A 16,082-nucleotide genomic window follows, 5' to 3' on the forward strand; every position below is an offset into this window, starting at 1 on the left:
GGCCGTTTTCGCTCAGGCGCTCAGCGTGCTCGAGCGCTTTTTTACGATCACCTCAACGTTGGGGGCGTATTCCTCCAGCAGCGCGCCGGCGATCTGCATCACCATCACCGGGTTGCCCAGCAGCGGTTTCAGCGTGGCCTTCTGCTCCTGCTGGACGGTGGTCATCAGCAGGTTGTGGCCCGGGGCGACCTTGTTGGTCTGGGTCAGGGCGTTGAAGTACTTGGTCACGTCCGCCGGGGTCAGGTTGAAAGTGAATTCCTGTTCGCCGACTTCCAGGGTGATTTCTGCGTTTTGCTCGTTCATGGGGTGGTTCTCTCGTTGGGGTTGGGGAAAGTGGTGCCCGGGTTCGCCGGCGTCCGCCGGCACACGCCGAGGGCGTATTGCTGCAGTCCGAGGATCATTTGCCGGCTGAGGGCGATTTCTTCTCGGAGGGCGAAATAATCCGGTCGAGCGTCTGCAGCGAGTTCGGCGCCTCCTGCAGCAGCCACGCCGGCGGTTCCGGCGGTGTCGCGCACAGGTTCTGGGGCGGAACAGGTGGCGCGGATCCGCAGCCGTAGAGAGCCGTCGTCAACAGCGCGGCGCAGGCGCTCGATTTCAGTGCGTGCATGGGTCAGTTCCGTGGTGTTTCGTTGGTCGATGGCGTCCCGCTCGGCGAGCATTTCGCCGCTGATGCGCGCCGCTTCCTGCAGGCCTCGCACCTCCCGTTGCGCGCTGTCGCGCTCTTGCCGCGCCGTGTCGCGTTGTTCTGTGAGCGTGTCGAAGCCGATCCAGGCGATCAGGCACAGCACGGCGATAGACAGGCCTACGCGCAGCATCACAACCCCTCCGCGCACAGCTGGGACTCGGCCAGCCGGCGGTTGTGCAGGCCTGGGACAAACTGCTTTTTGCCCTTGGCGTCGGTCACGAAGGCCCACACCGGCGTCCTGCCGTCCGGCGCCCAGGCCAGGGCCCTGCAGCCCTCGGCGATGCGTCCGGCGTTGATCAGCGCCACCGCACGGCTGGCGCAGGTGCTGGGCGCGCCGAAGTTGTGACCATGGCTGGTCAGTGCGTCGAACGTGGTTTGGCTGACGTTCGGGTTGGTGATGCACTCGGCCAGCTGCAGCTGCGTCTTGCGGATCACCAGTTGCTCCACCTCGGCGCACTTGGTGGGCGACCAGTAGTCGCCGACCACGACCGGGTACGGGCTGGTGTACCGGGTGATGCCCTTGCACACGGTCGGCAGGCCGCCGGCCAGCTTGTCGGCGTAGACGGTGTTCTGGCCGTTGCCCTCCCAGGTGCCCAGGAAGATCACCAGCGGGGTGCTGGCCAGCGCGATCAAGCCGACGGTGATACGTCCGCGCAGGCTCATGGGAACCAGATCCTGAGCAAGGCCGGCCCGACCATCTGCGCGACAACGCCCAGGACGGTCAGCACGGCGAGCATCCGGGTCACCTTGGTGCCGATGTCGGCAACGGTGGCGGTCAGCTCGCGCTGGCCGTCGTTCAGGTCCGAGAGCTGGCCGGCCATGTGTTCGAACTCGCCTTCCAATCGGGTGACCCGCGTCGGGACGGTTTCATGGCGGTTTTCCAGGTCGGTGACCCGGTGCTCAAGCACGGCGAAGCGACTTTCCTGGTTGCCTTTCGGGGTGGCGCGTGGGGTCATCGGCGCTGTCCTTGTTCGATAAGGGTCTGGCACGGCACGCAGCGGGTCATGCCGCCGAGCGCCTGGCGTTTTTCCGGGATCGGCTGGTCGCAGTCCTCGCAGTGGGTCAGGCTCGGCCCGCTCGGCCGCTTGCGGTCCAGCTGGGCCTTGATCGCCTGGTCACGCTGGCGCTGCTCCAGGGCCTGTGCGCGGTCGAACCAATCCACCATCAGCGCAGCCCCTCGGTCTCTGCAGCGGCCAGGTAAGGCACGCCGTTGATTCGGATGAAGTCGGGGCTGGTGACGTCAAACGGCACCTTGTGCTTGCTCTTCTCGCCGCCCTTCGGGTCGATGGCCAGCAGGCTGGACACCTTGATCCGGCACCCGAACGCCTCGACGCGCATTTCCTCGTCCTCGCCGGCCTTGGCGAAGAACACCGCGTCAAAGGGTTTCAGCTCGCGGAAGCTGCCCGCCGAGCGCGCCGCATCCACCAGCAGGTTGAAGTTGGAGGTATCCAGCTCGAATTCGCCGGCGGCGGCGACGTCGCCGTCCACGTAGCCGTCCGGAACGCCCCGGGTCTGGGCCACGGCGGAGTTGTCGGTGATGTCCAGGGTGCAGCTCTCGACGTGCAGCGCGATGTCGCCCAGGTTCACGTCGAAGTTCTTGCCACCAATCTTTGCCATGGGGCGTTACTCCGTTTTGTCGGTGGAAAGGTCCAGGGCGATGTTCGCCTGCAGATCCTTGGGGCAGTTCAGGGGACGGAGCTTGAAATAGGCCACGACCTTGGTCTTGCTCAGCCACTCCAGCACCAGGTCGCCGTCCTTCGGCGGCTCGATGTCGCCGGGGAACACCTCGCCGTTGAACTTGACGGACTTGGCCATGGCACGCAGCGGCGCCATCAGTTGGCTGGTGTTGACCGCCATGCTGTTGGGGGTGTTGTTCAGGCGCCGGTCGGCGACGCGCCGGATCAGCAGCGGGCGGATCTGGCGGGCGGCCTTGTCGGTGATGCGCAGGTACTCGATCACCTGGAAGTCGCTGCCCGGAGCGTCCAGCATGTTGCCGTCGCCCCAGTACACGCCCGGGTAATCCGGATAGGTCTGCGACACGGAGATCCGTGCGCGGTCCAGCTCGCTGCGCACGGCCGACGGCAGCGGCACCTTGTCGGCGTCGATAGGCACAGGGCCAAGGCCCAGCACCGGGCCGGTGGCCACGCGCATGGGGCTGTCGGCGATGCTCACGGAGGCGTTGGCCAGGCGCCCGGCCACCACGCCCAGGTCATTGCCGTGCAGTTGCGCCACCGGCGAGACACGCGGTGCCGCCAGGTTGCCCACCAGCGCCTTTTGCTCGGTGACGTACTGCGACCAGGTCTGCTGGGCGGTGACGCCGGGAGTGGCCGCCAGGATGAAGAGGCGCCGGCCGTATTTGTTGTTGATGGCGACGGCCGCGTCGTTCATGGCCGTCAGCTCGGCGGCGGTGGTCACCGGCTTGGTGATTACCGCGCCTTCCACGGAGTAGCCCTGTTGCTGGGCCTTCTCCAGCGCGCTGGCCCAGTCGCCTTCCGAGCCGATGGGCGCGGCGACGCAGGCCCAGCGCTGGCCGCCGTTGAGCCGAGCCGCGGTGATTTGGGTCTTCAGGTCGCTGGCCGGCGCGCCCAGGGTGGCGTCCAGGTCGCTGTCGGTGTTCAGCGCGATGAACTGGCCGACGTTCTTGCCGGCCGGGCCGATGAAAAGGAAATAACGCTCGACCTCAGTCACGGCACCCTGGCCCAGATTGAGATTGTCGACGGTGACTGTTCCGAGTGCCATGCAGTGCCTCGTTAGCGGGGTGAAGTTAGGATCTGTTGCAGCACCTGGTTAACCAGGATGTTGGTGTCTCGTTCGGTGGCGGCGCCGATGAACTGGCGTTTGGGCAAAGTGATCTCCCAGCTCTGCGCGCCGCTGGACTCGTTGCGCTGGTCGTCCAGGATCCGGATCAGCAGGCCCGCCTGGGCGTAGTTCACGTGCTCCTGGATCCACGCCACGGACGGCCTGGCCAAGGCCTTCTTGCCGGCCTGGCGCACGCGAAAGCCCAGCCGGCGCAGGCGCTTCGCCTGCTTGTCGGTGGCGGCGAGCCCCGGCGGCGCCTTGTTCCATCGGCGCATCTGCGCGGCGGTTCGCCGCTCGCTGACGCCGTTGTGCTGCTGGGCGGCGACCCAGCGGGTCAGGGCGTTTTTCCAGCCCAGTTCCGCTTCGTCAGCGGTCAGCCGCGTGACGACCATCAGCTTGGCCAGGCCGGCTTCCATCTTCTTTTTGCCTTTGCCGTCGCCCTTGCGCGGGGCGAACGGCGAGCCGTCCAGGTTCCGCTGCTCACGCACGCGCTGGCGGCTCATCGTCCGCACGCGCTTGGTTACCTGGTTCAGCAGCCGGCGGCGTAGCTGAGGCGGCAGGCTGAGCAACGCCAGCTGCTCGCGCACGCCCAGGTGGCCCCGGACGTCGAGTTCGAAGGTGCTACGTCCCGCCATTGGTGGCCACCTCGCCGCGCTCGGCGATCCATAGGTCAAACGGGACGAACGCCCAGGCCTTGCCGAAGGCCTCGATCTCGCCGGCCGGGTCTTCGGCCAGGTACTGCGGTTCGACGAATTCCAGCGTGATTTCCACGTCGAACAGGTCGTTGTCGTCCGGCTCCACGGCGAACTCCGGCGCCGGCAGTTCGTGCAGGTCGCGGTCGGCGTCGTGGTTCTCCAGCCAACTGCCGACCAAAGCCATCAGGCGCGCCGGGTGGTCGGCGAATCGCTCCAGGATGATCGCGGCGCGGTAGCGCATGTCGCCCAGGTGCATGCCGTCCACGTCGGGTTTCCAGATGAGCTGCAGCTTTACCTGCTCGGTGAAGCTGTCCAGCTGCTCAGGCTCGACCAGGCGGCGCTGCAGCAGGTACGCGGTGAGTGCCTGCAGCTTGGTCATAGCAGCGCTGCCGTGATGCGGCCGCGTCCTTGCAGGACGCGCACGGCCGATTGGCTGTAGGCCAGGAAAGTGTCCTCGCGCTCGGGGGCTTCCTTGCCGGTGTTCTCGGCGCTTTCCCGGCGCGTCACGGTGGCGAACTGCTGCAGGGCGCTGGCCTTGGCGCGGCAGTACACCGCGCGCTTGTAGAGCCTGGCCTTGTGCGCATGGGCCCAGGCTGCGGGTGTCGCGATGCCTGCCACGGAGCCCAGATCCGGCACGCCGCTGTCCTGCAGGGCGGCCTTCACGGCGGCCAGGTCGCCGTTGACCTCGACCATGGCGATGGCCAGGGCGTCGGTCAGCAGGTCGCCCAGGAACTCCGCCGGCAGGCGGTAGCCCTTCTGGAACTCGGACACGGAGAGGTCCGGCCAAAAGCCGTCGTTCTCGATGATCTGTTCCACAAAGGTGGTGGGTTTCCCGGAAAAGCTCATTGCTGACCGCTCGAATAGGGCGGGGAGACTGTTTCTCATGGGGCTGGCCATAAATGGCAGACTCACGTCCACAGTTCCCCGCTGGGGGGGTAGTCGGTTATTGGGCGCCGGTAACGGCGGGTGCTTGCTTGGTCAGGGCCTTGCGGCACTTCGCGATGCGCGTCTCGTTGCCGGCCTTGGCGTAGAGCGCGGTGGAGCGTTCCAGGTGATGGAGCGCGGTTTCCCACTGCTCCGCCTCCATGGCGCGGATGCCGACCAGCTTGTGGTACTTGCTCGGGATCTGCTCCGTCAGATCCCATTCGCCATCCACACGCGGCAGCAGGTTCGACAGGTAGGGTTCCGGACTGCGGCCGCCGTTGTGTTCGGCATAGGCCCAGTCGATCACCGCGTCCGCGACAAAGGTCTGCACGTCGCGGCGCTTGAATCGCTCCGGCATCTGCTGGCCCTGCCCGATGGCGAAGTCCGCCAGCTCCAGGCCGTCTTCGAACTGCACCGTGTCGAACAGCCAGACCATCACCTGCACCAGGACGCGGTTTTCCATCACCAGCCCCGAGTCCATGTAGCGCTGGATAAAGTCCTGGTACTTGGGCAGCAGCTCGTCGCGCTTGAGCGCCTGTTTGCTGGCCAGATTCTTGAGGTTGCTCAGGCGCTCCAGGTCCTGGTCCAGCGCCGCTTCCATCAGCAGCAGGTGCTTCTTGGCGTTAGCCGGGCTGCTCAAGGCTTCCGCCGGCGAATACGCCTGGGGAGCCGCTGCAGCGGCGATCGCTGCAGCGCTTCCCATAGCCAGGGTGCGGCGCTTGTGCGCCAGGGCCAGGCTCACTTCACCAGCTCCACGTTCTCGGTCAGCGCGATCTTTTCCAGCTGCTCGATCACGTAGCCTTCGTTGCGGCTGTTGTAGTCCTCGACGCGGGAGCGCTTGGGGTTGTCCACGGTCTGCTTGCGCCAGCTGGAACCCTGGAAGTAGATCGACAGGTTGTCCCAACTGGTGACCAGCACCGCGTTGACCGGGAAGAACGGCACGCTGAAGCTCGGCAGGCCGCCGTAGGTGGCGATCACTTGGGCGTCCTCGATGCGTTCCTTTTCGGTCGGCACGTCGCCCTGCTTGGCGTACAGCTTCGCCTTGTCGGCGGCCAAGAGGTCGGAACCGATGATCGCTACCAGGTCGCCGCCGTCGCGCAGGCGTTCGTCCACCATCTGCTTGGTGTCGTGCACCAGGGCGTCCAGGTTGGCGTAATCGCCGCCCTGCCCCAAGGTGACCTTGCCGGCGGTCTTGCCTTCCTTGAGCACCTGTTGCGGCGCCTGCTCGCGTAGTTGCTGCAGCCAGCCCTTGTTCACGTCCTGCAGCATCGGATAGGCGGCGATGTCGGTCTGTACCGCCGCCTTGACGCCGTGGAAGCCGACCATGATGCGGTCCAGCGCGATCTGCTTCTGCACTGCCGCCGAATAGCGTTGATGGAAGTCAGGAAACTTGGCCCAGGCGTCGATCTTCGCGTAAGGCAGGCCCACGTCGGATTCGGTGGGCGACAGCTCGTAGGTGCTGTTCTCCAGCGCCGAAGCGTCCTTCGCCTCGCGGTCGGTGGTCTTGGTGTTGGTGCGGCCGGTGACCGGGCCGGAGACCCCGATAAAGATCTTCTCGCCCTTGATCTCGTCCACCGGAAAGACGTTGATGCGCTCCAGGAAGTCCGCCTTGGCGGTGATGGCGTCGTTCAGCTCCTGGGCCACCGACGGTTCGACGCTGAACATCTCGCTGGCCACCTCGACACCGTAGGTCTCGGCGATGGCCAACTGCATTTGGGCGTACATCTTGGCGCCGTAGGCGCTCAGGGAACGGCTCATGTCAAAGCACCCGAGGTTTGGCTTTGCCGGCTGGGCCGGCGGTGCGCGGCAGGTTGCGGCCGGCGGTGGTGTTCTGCAGGGCGGTAAACTGCTTTTGCAGGTTGCCCAGCGCGGCCATCACAGCCTTGTTGCCGTTGGCGTTACGCTTGAACTCGCGTTCCTCTTCGGCGGTGGTGACGATTTCGTCCACGGCCGCGCTCACGTCATCGACCAGCGACTGGTCAGGTTCCGGCGCCTCTTCGGCGGCAGGCTCGATCACGGCCTGGATGCCGGCGGCGACGACCAGCAGCTGGGCCAGCAGGGCCTTCAAGGCCGTTGCGGTAGCTTCATCCATTGGGGTTTTGCTCTCGGTTGGGGGTTGCTGAGTGGTTTCGGTGGGCGTGTCTTCGATCCCGAAACGCTTGAACAGGCGAGTGAACATCGCGGCAAGGCGCCCGATCTCGCCCTGCGGCTCGGTTTGGCTGAACGAGCCAAGCTCCTGGGAGGCCGCGAAGTAGGAATCGCGGTTGGTGCGGCTGGAAAAGTAGAGTTCCTGGGTGCCGACGCTGGCGGGTTCGTCGGTGACCGCGATGCCGGTCATGTACGCCTTGCCACGGCCCCGGAAATTCGGGGCGATCTCAATGCTGCTGAACAGCTTTTCGCCGGCGTCGTTCAGGCGCAGCAGCTTGTCGTTGGGCTTCAGCTGCGCTTCAAGGGCGACTTGGCCAGGCTCCAGGTCCTCGCCCTCCTCGATCAGGCGCACGGCGAACACGGTGCCGAACGAGCCGAACCAGCGGTCGTGCTCACACCAGATAACGGCGGTGTACAGGGTCGGCGTGTAGGTCTCGGCGATGTCGCGCAGTTCCTGTGGCAGGATCTCGCGTCCATCGACGGTCGGGCCGCTGGTGGCTACACGTTTCCAGTAGGAGACAAGGGAACGGGGCATGGTCGGTGACTGCGCTCAATCGTTGAATGAGCCGCCACGATAGGGAGCCGTGGGGGCCCGAACAAACGGTTGAATTCCGGCTTCCTCCTATTTCCGTGATGTAGGAGGTTCGCGGAATTTAACCCCGCGTTTAGCGCGTTTTCGCCGCATAGACTGCGGCCCATGAACTACCCAACCGAAGTCAAAGAAGCCGCCAAACGCCTCTACCTGCGCCGCTGTTCGGTGAAGGAAATCCAGGCGCACCTAAAGCTGCCCAACATCCGAATCGTCTACTACTGGATCCGCCAAGGGTGCTGGGACGAGATGCTGACGGATGAGGAGCCGCTGAGCGCGGTCAGCCGGCGGATCACCTTGATCCTGGAGAAAGCCGAGACGCTGGCAAAGGGCGAACTCGACGAGCTGGAGCGCCTGACCACGCTCCGGGAACGCCTCATCAAGCAATCGACCAAGCCGGCGCAGGTGCCGTCTCCGGACGGCCCGGACCAGGCCCGGGAGCGCCCGTCCGGGCAGCGCCGCGAGCGCGGCGAGGGAGGCGGCAAGAAGCGCGAAAAGAAGACCAAGAACGACGTCAGCGGCCTGACCGAAGTGGACTTCCTGGATAAGTTCATCTCCAAGATGTACGCCTACCAGAAAGAGCTGTTCGCGGCGAAGCAGAACCCGCTGACCCGCCGAATCCGGAACATCCTCAAGAGCCGCCAGGTCGGCCTGACCTACTACTTCGCCGGCGAGGCGTTCATGGACGCCGTGCTGAGCGGCGACAACCAGGTGTTCCTGTCCGCCAGCCGTGCGCAGTCGGAGATATTCCGCAGCTACATCGTCCAATTCGCTCAGCAGTGGTTTGGCATCGAACTGACCGGCAACCCGATCACCCTGAGCAACGGCGCCGAGCTGCGTTTCCTCAGCACCAACAGCAGCACCGCCCAGGGCTACCATGGCCACGTCTACGTGGACGAATACTTCTGGATCCGCGACTTCGAGAAGCTCAGCACCGTGGCCAGCGCCATGGGTACCCACAAGAAATGGCGCAAGACCTATTTCTCGACGCCCAGCGCCGTGTCGCACCAGGCGTACCCGTTCTGGTCGGGGGAGGAGTTCCGCAACAGCAAACGCGGCAAGAAGGCCGGCGGGGAGTGGCCGAGCGAAGCGGCCTACACGCAGGGCGCGCTGTGCCCGGACGGCCAGTGGCGCAAGACGATCACCCTGGACGACGCCATCGCCGGCGGCTGCGACCTGTTCGACCTGGAGCAGCTGCAGCTGGAGTACGACGAGGACAAGTTTCAGCAGCTCTTCTACTGCAAGTTCATCGACAGCACCCAAAGCGCGTTCAGCCTCAAGGACCTGGAGCGCTGCTACTCGGACCTGTCGTTGTGGGACGACTTCAACCCGGAACTGGATCGGCCGTTCGGCAACAGTCCGGTCTGGCTTGGCTACGACCCGAGCCGCACACGCGACGACGCCACCTGCGTGGTCGTCGCGCCGCCGCTCGAACCCGGGGCGAAGTTCCGGATCCTGGAGAAGCACAGCTGGCGGGGCCACTCGTTCACCTACCAGGCCGCCCAGGTCAAGAAGCTGACCGAGCGCTTCAACGTCCAGCACATCGGCATCGATGTCACCGGCGTGGGTTACGGCGTTTTCGACCTGGTGCGCGATTTCTACGCCAAGGCGACGCCGATTCACTACAGCCTAGAGGCGAAAAACGCCCTGGTGCTGAAAGCCCAGGACACGATCCAGGGGAGCCGCATCGAATGGGACGCCGGCTGGACCGACATTGCCCAGGCCTTCCTGACCATCAAGCGCGGCGCCACCAACAGCGGCCAGATCACCTACAGCGCCTCGCGCACCGATGCCACCGGCCACGCCGACATCGCCTGGGCGGTGATGCACGCCCTTTCCAACGAGCCTTTGAACACCAACAAGCGGCGCCGCAGCCGCTACGTAACGAGTAACCAGAACAGCCATGGCCAACCGCAAACGCAGAAAGCAACACGAAGCCAAACCGAAGCAGCAGCCGATGCGCACGTTTACGTTCGGGGAACCGGAGCAGGTGCTGTCCGGCAACATCGGCGAGTACGTGGGCGTGTTTCCCAGCGACGACGGCAGGATCTACAAGCCGCCGGTGTCGCGGGCCGGCCTGGCCAAGCTGCTGCGCGCCAACGCGCACCATGGCGCCATCCCGAAGTTCAAGCGCAACCTGCTGCTGCGTGAGTTCATCCCCTCGGCGGGCTGCAGCACGGAGACAATGGGGCGCGCCGGCCTGGACTACATGGTGTTCGGCGAAGCGTACTTCTACAACGACACCAATGCGTTCGGGCAGGTGCTGGAGCTGCAGCACCTGCCCGCGATCAACATGCGAGTGAAGGTCGACGGCGGCTTCGTGATGCTGCTGCCCGACAACAAGGAAATGGAGTTCGAGGCGCACGAGATCTCCCACGTCCTGGACTACGACGTGGAACAGAACATCTACGGGATTCCCGACTACCTGGGCGGCCTGCAGGCGCTGCTGCTGAACGAGGCCGCCACCCTCTTCCGCCGGCGGTACTACAGCAACGGCGCGCACGCCGGCTACATCTTCTACACCAACGACCCCGACCTGACCGAAGAGGACGAAGACGAGCTGCGCGCCCAGATCAGCGCGAGCAAGGGTGTGGGCAACTTCCGTTCGATGTTCGTCAACATCCCCAACGGCAAGGAGAACGCAATCCAGATCATCCCGGTGGGTGACTTCCAGGCGAAAGACGAACTGGAGAAGGTGAAGAACATCACCCGGAACGACGTCATTGCGGCCTGGCGAATGAACCCCGCGCTGGCCGGCATCATTCCGGAGAACACCGGCGGCTTCGGCGACATCGAGAAGATCGATCGAGTGTACACCAGCAACGAGATCAGGCCGATCTGCCAGCTGTTCAACCAACTGAATGATCGACTGCGAGATGATAGGCGATTTAGCTGGATACATGCGACAAAAACAGTTGAATCGACTGCATAAAAGACATCTTGCAGCGAATACCACTACAAAATATGGCACTATGGTGGCGATCAGTTGCCCCTGGGGAGGGACACCATGAGAGTTGTATGCAAGTGCGGCCACAAGGGCCGGATTGCCTCGCGGGAAGAGGTAACAACGGAGTTCGTGAAGCTTTACTGCCAATGCCTGGACGCAAAATGCGGGCATACCTGGGTGGCGAACCTGACGTTTTCGCACACGCTCAGTCCGTCATCGCAGACGTTCGAACGGATGCTCATCGATCGCCTGCGCGAGATGCCCAGGGCGAAACAGCGGGAGCTATTCGAGCAGTTGGGAACGCAGGCGGTGGCATGAGGTGAAAACCGCCGACATTGGATCGTCGGCGATCAGAATCAGGATGAGTCGATCAAGGCGTCAAGTATTGGCCGACTCTTCAGGATTTACGGCCAGAATCTCAGAGAGCCGGCGGATCTGTCCTTGTTCTCTTTCGCTCAATGACCGGTATAGGCCAATCAGACGGCGCTCTGGTTTGCTCAGGTTGTGCCAATCGAACTCGGCAAATCCCGTGCAATCAGGTTCTGTTTTGATGCGATCCAACATGCTTACTACTCCATAAAATGCATGGCTGAATCGGCGTTGACGGGGGAATCACTGGCTTTGGAACAAGGGGGTGCGTATGTCGCGGAAGCGTTGTTACAAGTTAACTCTGCTGACGGGCAGCGTCATCGGCCATTGCTTTCAAAAACCGGCGGATTGCTTCTTGGTCACCCGGAGTGATGCTCCGGTATTGGGTAATTAAGCAATCTTCCACTTCTGAAAGAGCTTCGTTCGGGAGTGTGGCGCGGATGCCATTGACGATAAAAGCAACGTCAAAACCTAGCTCACTAGCTGCAAGGCTCAGGTACGAAGCTGGAGCATCACTCGCGCCAGATTCGTAATTTCCTTGAGTTCGTTTTGAGACACCAAGTTTTTCAGCGAGCTGATCTTGCGTCAGCCCAGCTTGAGCGCGCAGTTGCCGCAGTCGGGCGCCAATCTCTTCAGACAGAGTCAATTTTTTTCCACTCAGATATTTACAATGGCAATTTTTTGCCACATCCTGCGCTCGTCATCACACGAAAACGCAAGGAATTGCACTATGCCCAACACAGCCATCAGCGAGCAAGCCCGCAAACAAGCGCGTGAAGCGCTGGAGAAGCGCGGCCAGACCGCGAAAAAATTTGCTGAATTGAACAACCTGAATCCCAGCACCGTGTATGCGGTGCTGAGTGGTCAGAGCCATTGTCGCCGGGGAGAGGCACATCGCGCCGCCGTACTACTTGGCATCAAAGACGGCGTTATCGAACAGTAATGGCACCACTCAACAGGGAACAGTAGAAGATGAAAAGCCACATTCTAGAGACGCGCAAGGAAGCCATGCGCGAGATCATTCGAAGTCATCCGGATGGGCGCGAAGGTGCTGCCACTCGTTTGGGAATGAAGGTGAAAAAGTTCGACAACCACGCCTATGAAAATGCGGGCTGCAGTCCACTGACAGACGCTCAGATTCATACGCTAGAGCAAGTCAGTGGCACCAGCTATTTCCCAAGTTACGTGGCGCAGTTGTACGGCGGTCTGTTTGTAGCCGTCGCCGCTCCGGAGAAACTGGACAACGTCGAGTTGTATGCCCGATCGGTTCAGGCATCGGCAAAGCGCGGCTGTGTTGATCAGGCAATCGCCCAAGCGCTTGAGGACGGCTCAATCAGCGTGGAAGAGGCCGAACACATCCTCGCCGCCCACAACCTCCACATGGCAGCGCGTCACGCTGAGGTGCTTGCCGCTATCGACCTGTATCGCGCCAAACCGGGGAAAAGCCAATGAACAACTTGCCGGCAGTACAGGAATATCAGGACATGCTGAAAGCCGCAGCTCTCGCGTTCCTTGAGCGGCACCAGTGCGAACACCTGGGCGACGATCAGCAATTGTTCAAGCGGGCCGTCCAGCACCTTGTGACTGATTACAACGCCACGACGCAGCATGCCGAACGACTGGTGCATTTGGCCAATAGCGAACTGTCAGCGGTGAGCGATCGGCAGCGATTGGACGTCGTGAACAGCACCTCCACGCACACCGTAATTTTCGATACCTCCACCGGCAACGCCTGGGCAATCCCGGTCAGCCTGATCTACGAGCGCATCCTCGTTGCTCCCGATAACGGGCGCTTCCGCATAACCGCTTCGTAACAACCAACCCATAAGTCCCCTACCCCACCGCCGTGGGTTTGGGTGAGCTGCGCCCGAAATTGAGGTTTGACGATGGAAAACACCCTGAATATCCACGCAAAGCTGCCGCCGAATCAGGCTCAAGCGCTCCTGGCCAACCTGCGTGAACAGTACCGTCTCAGCCTCAATGACCTTTGGTACGCAGACCAATACCGCTTTATCCCCGAAGGCCTGCGTCACGGTTCGATTCTCGCCAATTCCCCCGTGATGGCCGCTCAGAAACATCTGATCGGCGCCCTCTCCCTCTGCCTCAAGAAAGTGAAGTAACCATGAAAGAGCAATTGCGCGACGACGTGATCGAGCGCCTGAAAAAAGAATATGGGCTTAAGCAACGGTCAGGCGCCCACTACATGCGCGGGGGCACTTGCCCGAAGTGCCGGCAGAAGACGCTGTACACCCGTTTTGATGCTCCGTGGTTGGTGATCTGCGGCAGACCCGAGAAGTGCGCTCACACGATGCATGTGAAAGAGCTGTACGAGGATCTGTTTGAAGACTGGAGCAAGCGTGCGCCGGCGACCGATCAGCACCCCAACGCGACGGCTCGCGCCTATCTGGAGTTCGCCCGGGGCTTCCGCATTGAGCTGATTCAGGGCTGGTTCACCCAGGAAAGCTTCTACTCCGTCGAACACAACGCCGGCAGCGCCACCGTTCGCTTTGCATTGGAGAAAGGTGGCTGGTGGGAACGCCTGATCGACCGCCCGCACCGCTTCGGCAAGATGAAAGCGCGCTTCAAATCCAAGGATAGTTACCGCGGCGTCTGGTGGTGCCCGCCCTGCGTGGATCTGCTGGAAGCCAAAGAACTCTGGATTGTGGAAGGCATATTCGACGCGATCGCCTTGGTGCACAACGACATCGCAGCCGTATCGGCCATGTCTTCGAATGCATTCCCGGAGGAATCGCTACGGGCGCTCGCCCGTGACCGTGAAGGCAAGCTGCCGAAGCTGGTGTGGGCGCTGGATAACGAACCAGGCGCGCACACCTACACCAAACGCTGGGCAAAGCAGGCGCGAGCCTTAGGGTTCGTCTGTGAGGCGGCACAGATCCCTCTTCGTGACGGCCGCAAGACCGACTGGAACGACCTGCACCAGCGCTGGGGTTTCATCGAAGACGAAAGCGATCGCGCTAACCAGGTGGCGGCAGATCTGAAACAGGCACGCCACCTGGGCGCCCTGCTGCTTGCCGAGAGCGCCGCAGAAAAAGCCCTGCTCATGTACGACTGGAACAAGCGGGGTGAATTCCACCTGGGCTTCGGCAGCCGCTTGTACTGGTTCAAGTTGGACATGGAGAAATTTAACCGGGCAATGCAAGACATCGAGGACAGCGAGAACCACGACGACCAGTTGCTGAACCAGTCGCAGCAACGCGAAAAGGCCCTGCAGCAGTCAGGCAGCGTCGTCGAGATAGCTAACTGCTACCCGCAAGCCCTGTATTTCCAGCGCAACGAAGTCACCGACGAGTCCTGGTACTACCTGCGTGTGGACTTCCCGCATGACGCCGAAAGCGTGAAGAACACCTTCACCAGCGGTCAGTTGTCGGCCGCCAGCGAATTCAAGAAACGTCTACTCGGCATGGCCGCCGGCGCCATGTACACCGGCAGCGGGCAGCAGCTGGACAAGCTCATGAAGGATCAATTGTTCGGCATCAAAACCGTTTCGACGATCGACTACGTGGGCTACAGCAAGGAATACGGCTGCTACGTCTATGGCGACATCGCGATCAAGGAAGGCGTTACCTACAAGGTCAACAGCGAGGACTATTTCGAGTTCGGAAAACTGCGTCTGAAGACGCTGCAGAAAGGTGTGTCCATCACGCTGCAGCGCGATGGCAAGGACTTCGACGAAGCCTGGCTGAAATTGCTCTGGACATGCTTCGGCGCCCAAGGTTTGGTCGCCCTGGTGTTCTTCTTCGGCTCGCTGTTCTGCGAACAGATCCGCAGCCGTTGCCAGTCCTTCCCCTTCCTGGAAGCCACAGGCGAGGCCGGCGCCGGCAAGACCACCTTGCTCAATCTGCTGTGGAAGCTGCTCGGCCGCGAGGGTTACGAAGGCTTCGACCCCATGAAGTCGACAAAGGCCGGTCGCTCACGCTTGATGGGCCAGGTGTCCGGCATGCCCGTTGTGTTCCTGGAGGCCGACCGCCACGGCGATGATCGATCGCATGCCAAGACGTTCGAGTGGGACGAACTCAAGGACTACTACGGCGGCGGTACCCTGGCCACCAAGGGGGTGAAGACTGCCGGCAACGAGACCTACGAGCCACCGTTTCGCGGAACGATCGCCATCAGCCAGAACGCCCCCGTGGTCGCCCACGAAGCGATCATGACCCGGATCGTCAAACTGCACTTCATCCGTCCCACCGTCACCCCGCAAAGCCGCGTGGCGGCAGACAAGCTCAACGCCCTGGACGGCAAAACCTTGAGCCACTTTCTGATTCGGGCGGTCAGCAAGGAGTCCGCCGTGCTTGAGCTCTTCACCCAGCGCATGCCCGAGCACGAAGCCAAGCTGCGCCGCCTGCATACCCACTGCTTCACTTGCGGCGCGGAGTACCCCAGCGAGCAAGGCAGCTGCAGCAGTTGCGGGTATGACCTGCGCGGGTACATCCGGGTGGAGCGGATCAGCAAGAACCACGCGCAACTGCTCTCGCTGCTCGATGCTTTGCACTTGGTTGTGAAACTGGAAGATCCCCAGGTCGCCGCCACCCAGCGCCAAATCGTGCGCATGGCCATTGAGCGCCAGGCCTCGATCAGCTCCGACCACCCGGTGGTCGCCGAGTTTTGGGAGGTATACGACTACCTCCAATCGCTCAGCGAAGACCCCGTGGTCGACCACAGCAGCGATCCGAATGTGATTGCGATCAACCTCAACGAATTCAGCGAGCGCGCCGCCGAGCACAAACAGAAGCTGGCCGACGTAGCGACCCTGCGCGACCTGCTGAAAGAGTCCCGCTCGCACAAGTTTGTGGAGGCCAACAAGGCCGTCCATAGCGCCGCACGGGCAGCCCTGAACGCCAAAACCCCACTGGCCCCGGGCCGTCCGACGACGGTCAAGTGCTGGATCTTCAAAGCCTGAGAAGGAGG

23 protein-coding genes are annotated in these 16,082 nt (G+C 62.6%); 8 read left to right on the forward strand and 15 right to left on the reverse strand.

Features of this window, described 5'->3' with window-relative positions:
* Positions 1-12 precede the first annotated feature (12 nt).
* The 13 genes from KVG96_RS15815 to KVG96_RS15875 form a co-directional block, all read right to left on the reverse strand.
* On the reverse strand, positions 13-303 hold the full coding sequence (locus tag KVG96_RS15815; RefSeq protein ID WP_217892973.1) for a putative phage tail assembly chaperone: 291 nt from the start codon (positions 301-303) through the stop codon (positions 13-15).
* The gene (locus KVG96_RS15820; protein ID WP_217892974.1) at positions 300-815 is read right to left on the reverse strand and encodes a lysis system i-spanin subunit Rz; all 516 of its coding nucleotides are present in this window, start codon (positions 813-815) and stop codon (positions 300-302) included. Before KVG96_RS15820 ends, KVG96_RS15815 begins: the two co-directional genes overlap by 4 nt.
* On the reverse strand, positions 815-1,348 hold the full coding sequence (locus tag KVG96_RS15825; RefSeq protein WP_217892975.1) for a lysozyme: 534 nt from the start codon (positions 1,346-1,348) through the stop codon (positions 815-817). The genes KVG96_RS15820 and KVG96_RS15825 overlap by 1 nt, the downstream gene beginning before the upstream one ends.
* Positions 1,345-1,641: a hypothetical protein gene (locus KVG96_RS15830; protein ID WP_085694520.1), complete on the reverse strand. Its 297-nt coding sequence runs from the start codon at positions 1,639-1,641 to the stop codon at positions 1,345-1,347. The genes KVG96_RS15825 and KVG96_RS15830 overlap by 4 nt, the downstream gene beginning before the upstream one ends.
* Positions 1,638-1,850 (reverse strand): TraR/DksA family transcriptional regulator, encoded by a 213-nt coding sequence (locus KVG96_RS15835; protein ID WP_217892976.1) that lies wholly within the window; start codon positions 1,848-1,850, stop codon positions 1,638-1,640. The genes KVG96_RS15830 and KVG96_RS15835 overlap by 4 nt, the downstream gene beginning before the upstream one ends.
* Positions 1,850-2,302, reverse strand: coding sequence for a phage protein (locus KVG96_RS15840; RefSeq protein WP_085694524.1), 453 nt, complete (start codon positions 2,300-2,302; stop codon positions 1,850-1,852). The genes KVG96_RS15835 and KVG96_RS15840 overlap by 1 nt, the downstream gene beginning before the upstream one ends.
* Positions 2,303-2,308: 6 nt before the next feature.
* Positions 2,309-3,424, reverse strand: coding sequence for a DUF2586 domain-containing protein (locus KVG96_RS15845; RefSeq protein WP_085694526.1), 1,116 nt, complete (start codon positions 3,422-3,424; stop codon positions 2,309-2,311).
* An 11-nt stretch (positions 3,425-3,435) separates the two neighbouring features.
* Positions 3,436-4,119: a phage virion morphogenesis family protein gene (locus KVG96_RS15850; protein ID WP_217892977.1), complete on the reverse strand. Its 684-nt coding sequence runs from the start codon at positions 4,117-4,119 to the stop codon at positions 3,436-3,438.
* On the reverse strand, positions 4,106-4,558 hold the full coding sequence (locus KVG96_RS15855; protein ID WP_217892978.1) for a phage tail protein: 453 nt from the start codon (positions 4,556-4,558) through the stop codon (positions 4,106-4,108). Before KVG96_RS15855 ends, KVG96_RS15850 begins: the two co-directional genes overlap by 14 nt.
* The gene (locus tag KVG96_RS15860) at positions 4,555-5,025 is read right to left on the reverse strand and encodes a head completion/stabilization protein (protein ID WP_217892979.1); all 471 of its coding nucleotides are present in this window, start codon (positions 5,023-5,025) and stop codon (positions 4,555-4,557) included. The genes KVG96_RS15855 and KVG96_RS15860 overlap by 4 nt, the downstream gene beginning before the upstream one ends.
* Before the next feature lie 97 nt (positions 5,026-5,122).
* Positions 5,123-5,845, reverse strand: coding sequence for a phage terminase small subunit (gpM, locus tag KVG96_RS15865; protein WP_217892980.1), 723 nt, complete (start codon positions 5,843-5,845; stop codon positions 5,123-5,125).
* Positions 5,842-6,861 (reverse strand): phage major capsid protein, P2 family, encoded by a 1,020-nt coding sequence (locus tag KVG96_RS15870; RefSeq protein ID WP_217892981.1) that lies wholly within the window; start codon positions 6,859-6,861, stop codon positions 5,842-5,844. Before KVG96_RS15870 ends, gpM begins: the two co-directional genes overlap by 4 nt.
* A gap of 1 nt (position 6,862) precedes the next feature.
* Positions 6,863-7,786: a GPO family capsid scaffolding protein gene (locus KVG96_RS15875; protein ID WP_217892982.1), complete on the reverse strand. Its 924-nt coding sequence runs from the start codon at positions 7,784-7,786 to the stop codon at positions 6,863-6,865.
* A gap of 162 nt (positions 7,787-7,948) precedes the next feature.
* Between KVG96_RS15875 and KVG96_RS15880 the strand changes: the two genes are divergently transcribed.
* From KVG96_RS15880 to KVG96_RS15890, 3 genes are all read left to right on the forward strand, one after another.
* Positions 7,949-9,991 carry a terminase large subunit domain-containing protein gene (locus tag KVG96_RS15880; protein WP_217892983.1) on the forward strand — a complete coding sequence of 681 codons (2,043 nt, stop codon included), beginning with the start codon at positions 7,949-7,951 and terminating at the stop codon, positions 9,989-9,991.
* Positions 9,903-10,772 carry a phage portal protein gene (locus KVG96_RS15885; protein ID WP_217894235.1) on the forward strand — a complete coding sequence of 290 codons (870 nt, stop codon included), beginning with the start codon at positions 9,903-9,905 and terminating at the stop codon, positions 10,770-10,772. The genes KVG96_RS15880 and KVG96_RS15885 overlap by 89 nt, the downstream gene beginning before the upstream one ends.
* Before the next feature lie 75 nt (positions 10,773-10,847).
* Positions 10,848-11,105, forward strand: coding sequence for an ogr/Delta-like zinc finger family protein (locus KVG96_RS15890; protein WP_217892984.1), 258 nt, complete (start codon positions 10,848-10,850; stop codon positions 11,103-11,105).
* A gap of 60 nt (positions 11,106-11,165) precedes the next feature.
* On the opposite strand, the gene KVG96_RS15895 is transcribed toward KVG96_RS15890, so the two are convergent.
* Positions 11,166-11,351, reverse strand: a complete 186-nt coding sequence (locus KVG96_RS15895; RefSeq protein ID WP_217892985.1) for a hypothetical protein — start codon at positions 11,349-11,351, stop codon at positions 11,166-11,168.
* Between the two features lie 100 nt (positions 11,352-11,451).
* Positions 11,452-11,802, reverse strand: coding sequence for a helix-turn-helix domain-containing protein (locus KVG96_RS15900; RefSeq protein ID WP_217892986.1), 351 nt, complete (start codon positions 11,800-11,802; stop codon positions 11,452-11,454).
* Positions 11,803-11,886: 84 nt separating this feature from the next.
* Here KVG96_RS15900 and KVG96_RS15905 point away from each other — a divergent pair, with 84 nt between their 5' ends.
* The 5 genes from KVG96_RS15905 (at position 11,887) to KVG96_RS15925 (ending at position 16,074) form a co-directional block, all read left to right on the forward strand.
* Entirely contained in the window at positions 11,887-12,099 is a 213-nt protein-coding gene (locus KVG96_RS15905) for a DNA-binding protein (protein WP_217892987.1), read from the forward strand.
* Between the two features lie 29 nt (positions 12,100-12,128).
* Positions 12,129-12,608 (forward strand): YmfL family putative regulatory protein, encoded by a 480-nt coding sequence (locus tag KVG96_RS15910; RefSeq protein ID WP_217892988.1) that lies wholly within the window; start codon positions 12,129-12,131, stop codon positions 12,606-12,608.
* Positions 12,605-12,970 carry a hypothetical protein gene (locus tag KVG96_RS15915; RefSeq protein WP_217892989.1) on the forward strand — a complete coding sequence of 122 codons (366 nt, stop codon included), beginning with the start codon at positions 12,605-12,607 and terminating at the stop codon, positions 12,968-12,970. The genes KVG96_RS15910 and KVG96_RS15915 overlap by 4 nt, the downstream gene beginning before the upstream one ends.
* A gap of 72 nt (positions 12,971-13,042) precedes the next feature.
* Complete coding sequence (locus tag KVG96_RS15920) at positions 13,043-13,276, forward strand: hypothetical protein (protein ID WP_085694552.1); 234 nt, start codon at positions 13,043-13,045, stop codon at positions 13,274-13,276.
* Positions 13,277-13,278: 2 nt separating this feature from the next.
* A complete protein-coding gene (locus KVG96_RS15925; RefSeq protein ID WP_217892990.1) occupies positions 13,279-16,074 on the forward strand; it encodes a toprim domain-containing protein in 2,796 nt (931 codons plus the stop codon).
* Positions 16,075-16,082: the final 8 nt, after the last annotated feature.

The organism is Pseudomonas ekonensis (assembly GCF_019145435.1).
Classification (GTDB): Bacteria; Pseudomonadota; Gammaproteobacteria; order Pseudomonadales; family Pseudomonadaceae; genus Aquipseudomonas; species Aquipseudomonas ekonensis.